This is a genomic window from Pseudorhodobacter sp. (genome assembly GCF_030452865.1).
Lineage (GTDB): Bacteria > Pseudomonadota > Alphaproteobacteria > Rhodobacterales > Rhodobacteraceae > Pseudorhodobacter.
This window is the reverse complement of record NZ_JAKDLJ010000281.1, coordinates 1-4944: the sequence shown is the minus strand read 5'-3', so window position 1 is coordinate 4944 and position 4944 is coordinate 1. Positions and strand designations below refer to the sequence as shown.

Below are 4944 nucleotides of genomic sequence, written 5' to 3'. Positions count from 1 at the left end.
ATGGTGACGCTCATACTGGGCATCATTGCTGTCCATTTCTTCTGTATCAGGACCATCAATGACGTCTCTAGCGCGGTCGAGAAGGGCTTCGAGCGTAGCGCGGTGTTGGCCAAGATCATCAAGGGTCAGCTTCCGACGCAGCGCGCGGGCCGTCCGGGCGGCCGTGTCGCGCAACTGATCCCACAGGCCAAGACCTGGCTGCATCTCCTCACCGAACTCAGCCAAGGCCGCGAGGTCGCGCCGCATGAGGCTGACAACCTCCCTGAGCCGCCTGACGCGGTCTTCTGCCTCACGCACGGCTTCTGCGGCGCGGGCGATCTCCTCTGCACGGCAGTAGAGCGGGGAAAGGTCAAAGCCAAAGGCTATGCGCTCCTCACCATACTTGCGCACATAGCGCTTGCCGTTCGGGCTGTCGCGACGCACCAGCAGGCCTGCTTCAACCAGCCGGGCTAGGTGGCGCCGCATCGTCGAGCATGGCATTCCGTTAAGCCGCTCGCAGATGGCCTTATTGGACGGGAAGACGACCATATCTGCGTTCCCGCCCAGCATGTCAGCCGGGAAGAAGCTGAGTAGCCCCTGAACCACTGTCAGATCGCGTTCAGAGACGCCAAAGGCGGCCTGCGCTTTGGACAACTCCCGAAGAACCTCCCATTTGTTGACCGCCTTGCCCGGAACTGATGTGTCTGGCTTTTCGATCACGCGCAGATGCGCGTGCGAGATCGGCCGCATAAACGGCGAAATTGGTGTGTATTCCATGATTTCATTCACGAAGGCATAGAAAAACCGCTCCGCGAATCACATATGACTTGCGGTTAGTGCGCTGGCCCATTACCTTGAAAGTGCGAAGATCAAAGTTTGGGTCTCGTGGAGCGCAAGCTTTACGGGACCTTTTCTTTAGCCTGTGCCGTGCCTCCTTTTCATTGCTGCTCTGCCTCTCCTCACGTCTCGCGCTTCCAGCGCGCGTGAAGCTCTTGAAGGACAACCTGCGCTTGGCCTTCGAGCCAAACTGCAAAGGAACCGTCCACATTTGTAAGGTCCAGGCGGACCCCGTGGCTTGACCTCTTGATGCTGCCAGCAGGAACGCCGTCAATCACAAGCGATGTTGCCTTTGAGCGAGACTTTGGCGCGCGAGTCTGGCCGCCACTCTTCTTGAGATGCCGCGTCACAGCTTCAAAGGCAGACACTGATGGGTCGGATTGAGCCTCTTCAGAGTCGTCAGATTGCCGAGTTTCAGTTGCTTTGCTGCGGACATTCAGAGCAATCTTGCAAAGCTCTTGTTGGTTGCCATCGCCCTCCGCAAGGTACTTTACAAGAGCCTCCCACCTAGGTCGGCCGACGCCATGCGCTGGTCCGATCGCATGGGCCAAGTCCGCGCCGACAGCCTTTGCAATCGACATCGACATCGAAATCGCTGAACGGGTAACGTTCAGCACCTCGGCAATCTGCGCCTGGGATCCAAAACCGCTATCGAGCAACTCCCGAGCGAATAGGGCCCGCTCAATGAAGCTGAGGTCGCGCCTGCCGGTGTTCTCTGACACTTGGGCACGAACAGCCGCTGTATCGTCAAGATTTGCGATAAGCGCCCTTACCTTGCTTAACTTGTCAGAGCCGCGGATAGCTTCAAGGCGCCTGCGGCCGTAGACTAGGAGATATCGGTTAGTCTCCGTTGGGTGGCGCCTGACCAAGATCGGAACTGTCTGTCCATTCAACTCAATCAACGCACGAAGATCGTGGACGTCTTCCGGATCCAGCCTGTCGGAAAATCGTTCGTCTTCGATTTCGCTTGGATCAAGTTCCCAGACATGATGTGCATCGACGGCATCTCGCGCCGAGCGCAGCGCCCGGTTACTCGACATCATGCTACTTGGTGCGGGCGGTGTACCCGCCGTCGCAAGACTGTCGAGCATAGACATCCGCTTCTTTTTGCTATCCGTCATCAGCGCCCCCAGGTCTTCTGAATAAGCTGCGCGATTTCGTCGTTTACAGCGTTCAAACTCTCAATGGCCCGGTCATAGGTGGTTCGCGTGAATGCGCTCCGCTCAACTTCATACAGGGTCTGCTTGGTCAGGCCCGCGTCGGAGATTGCTGTCGACTTAAGCATTGGCGCATTGAGGACCTTGTCCCCGTACATGGTCCGCAAAAACGCAACAATGCGGTTCTGCGGAGAGTCTGTTGGCTCGTAGCGGGTCAGCATATAGCGCATCCAGTCATGCGACATGTCGGCACCACTATCGGCGATGACATCCATCAGGTCGGCTGTCATACGCAGGAACTGGCTCATCGACATGACATCGAGCATTTCGGGATGGATCGTCACCAGAACACCCGTCGCGGCCGACAGGGCAGACATTGTCAGAAATCCAAGCTGCGGTGGGCAGTCGATCACGACGACATCATACCGTTCATCAACCTGAGCCAAGGTCTCCTTCACGCGGAAGAAAAACAAGCCGGCATTACCCCGGGCAAGCGCCCGAGGAGTCTCGTGCTCGAATTCCATGAGCTCAAGATTGCCCGGAATCAGGTCGAGGTTGGGGATATAAGTCTTGCGAATGACATCCGTGATCGGCACCGGATCCTCATAACGGATCGCATCGTAGAGCGTTCCACCATCCAACAAGTCAAACTCGGGCTGAACGCCATGCAGAGCGGTCAACGAGGCCTGTGGGTCAAGGTCAATGGCAAGAACCCGGTAGCCGGTGAGGGCAAGACGCTGGGCCAAATGTGCCGACGATGTGGTCTTTCCCGAGCCACCTTTGAAATTCATCACGCCAATGATCTGGAGATGATCGCCTTCACGCCGACCTGGTAGGTAATCGCCGGGCTTACGCGCAGTTTTTTCTAGCAATATCCGCAAATTCTGAATGTCTTCGGCCGAGTAGTGCCGCCGGTTCCCTGACGAGACTTCAGGCGAAGGGCCTTTGCCATCCAGGTGAAGCTTTCTGAGATAGGAATCATTGATCCCAAGCAAAGCAGCTGCTTCACCAGAGGTGAACTTCCGCATAGACTTCGACGCATCCGGTGGGAAAAGGCTCTCCCTTTGGGAATGAAGTTGGGCAGCGAGGAGCTCAGAATGCTGTCGAATGACTGCATTCAGATCTTCTGGTGTCTCGGTCCTGCTCATTTGCCCTCGCACTCATGCCGTGTTCACGGTTTTCGGCGTTTAGTCGCCCTTTTCCGTGACTATTGCCGGAGTGGTTAGATTCGCGCAAGCTCTTTCTAGATTTGGTAGCTAAGCGACCACAAAACACTAGAGCCGCTGCTGTGATCGGCGGACCTTGTCTCCATAATCAGTATGATATACATTACTATAACGATATCCTTTCCTTTGGAGGTTATGATGAACGTTGCAAAGTGGGGCAACTCCTTAGCGGTCCGCTTGCCCGCGGAACTTGTCCGCGAGCTTGGTCTTAGGGAAGGTGACCAGATCGACCTGGTAAAGGACGACGGCGCGGTGAAGGTGCGGCGCCAGCCCCGCGCCGGCGAGGTGCTCGAAGGTCTGCGCCGCTTCAGAGGCAAGCTGCCTGCAGCCCAACGCCTGAGCCGTGACGACGCGCATGAACGCTGAGTTTGCCGACACTAACGTGATCCTCTACCTCTTGGATGACGGGCCGAAAGCGGATCGTGCCGAGGAAATTTTGGGGCAGGGGCCACGCATAAGCGTGCAGGTGCTTAACGAGGCCTTAGTGAACTGTCGCCGCAAGGCCGGGCTTAGCTGGGAAGAAGCCAACGCATTTCTGGCTGGCGTCCAAGCGCTCTGTCCGATTGAAGATCTCACGCTGCGGACGCATGAGATTGGCCGTGCCCTTGCTGAACGGTATGGCTTTGCGGTCTATGACTCTATGATCGTTGCCGCGGCAATGATCGCCGGCTGCACGACGCTGTGGAGCGAAGACATGCAGGATGGCCTGCTTGTTGAAGGTCAACTTCGTATCGTGAACCCCTTCGCCTGAAATGCTCTCAGCCGCGCTCTTACACAAACAACCCAAGCTTCTCGGCCCGCTCGAGCAGCATCTTCACCGATGACGGCTGCCAACTTGTCCTACCGCGGGGCGTACGCTCGCGCATCGCCTCCAGTCGGACGCAGATGGCCTGCAGCGTGATTTCGGGATCCGCGCCTTTGATCGCGGCGATGATGGCGGGCAGTCGGTCGCCGGTCTCCCGACGTCCGGCGCGGCCGAGCACGGTTTTCGGAAGGAAACCGTCACGGACAAAAGCATTCACAGCACGAAGGAGGCGGCTTTGCGTCCAGCGCCGCGCCTCGGGCAGGGGGCCATTGATGATCAGCAGCACATCTTCCCAGGCCATATCGGGTCGCAAGCGGCGGACATGCGGCACCCAGCCTTGCGCCGTCTCGTTCAGGCGCTCCATGTAGCCGCCCTGTCGCGCGAGCCGCACCTTGCGCAACGCTGCAGGGTCTTTGGCCCGCAGCCCAGGGTTTCCGCCAACGCGCCCTTCGGTGCGCGCGCTGGCGAGGCCAGCTTTGGTGCGCTCCCGGATCAGGGCGCGCTCGAACTCGGCCGCAGCGCCCAATACCTGCAGCGTGAACTTGCCCTGCGGTGAGGCAGTGTCGATCGGGTCTTGAATGGAACGAAAGAACGCGCCCTTTGCCTCCAACCGCTCGATCAACTCCAGCAGATGCGACAGCGATCGCGCTAGCCGGTCGATCCGCACCACGACCAGAGTGTCACCCTTGCCAACCCTCTCCAACACGCGGGCCAGCACCGGGCGTGCGCGATTGCCGCCCGAGGCTTGTTCTTCGTGGATCTCGGCACAGCCTGCGGATTTCAGAGCCTGCGACTGGGGCAGGGGGGTCTGATCCTCGGTCGAAACGCGAGCGTAGCCGATCAGGGGCATCAAAACAGGCCTTTTGCAATTTCACTCATCACTACTAAACGACCGTTTGTAAACGGATGCAAGGGCGCTCTCTATTGCTGAGGTCAGCGA

General features: G+C 58.3%; 6 protein-coding genes. 2 read left to right on the top strand and 4 right to left on the bottom strand.

Annotated features, from left to right (window positions below; all coding sequences use genetic code 11):
• The 3 genes from repC to repA all read right to left on the bottom strand — a co-directional run.
• On the bottom strand, window positions 1-756 hold a 756-nt coding region (gene repC, locus L0H65_RS14545), incomplete at its 3' end, for a plasmid replication protein RepC (RefSeq protein WP_301459769.1).
• A gap of 182 nt (window positions 757-938) precedes the next feature.
• The gene (gene repB / locus L0H65_RS14540) at window positions 939-1937 is read right to left on the bottom strand and encodes a plasmid partitioning protein RepB (RefSeq protein ID WP_301459768.1); all 999 of its coding nucleotides are present in this window, start codon (window positions 1935-1937) and stop codon (window positions 939-941) included.
• Window positions 1937-3121, bottom strand: a complete 1185-nt coding sequence (repA, locus tag L0H65_RS14535) for a plasmid partitioning protein RepA (protein WP_301459767.1) — start codon at window positions 3119-3121, stop codon at window positions 1937-1939. Before repA ends, repB begins: the two co-directional genes overlap by 1 nt.
• Window positions 3122-3337: 216 nt before the next feature.
• Here repA and L0H65_RS14530 point away from each other — a divergent pair, with 216 nt between their 5' ends.
• Together L0H65_RS14530 and L0H65_RS14525 are read left to right on the top strand one after the other, a co-directional pair.
• Entirely contained in the window at window positions 3338-3565 is a 228-nt protein-coding gene (locus L0H65_RS14530) for an AbrB/MazE/SpoVT family DNA-binding domain-containing protein (RefSeq protein WP_301459766.1), read from the top strand.
• Complete coding sequence (locus tag L0H65_RS14525; protein ID WP_301459765.1) at window positions 3555-3950, top strand: PIN domain-containing protein; 396 nt, start codon at window positions 3555-3557, stop codon at window positions 3948-3950. Before L0H65_RS14530 ends, L0H65_RS14525 begins: the two co-directional genes overlap by 11 nt.
• 19 nt (window positions 3951-3969) lie before the next feature.
• On the opposite strand, the gene L0H65_RS14520 is transcribed toward L0H65_RS14525, so the two are convergent.
• Window positions 3970-4854, bottom strand: a complete 885-nt coding sequence (locus tag L0H65_RS14520) for a recombinase family protein (RefSeq protein WP_301459764.1) — start codon at window positions 4852-4854, stop codon at window positions 3970-3972.
• Window positions 4855-4944: the final 90 nt, after the last annotated feature.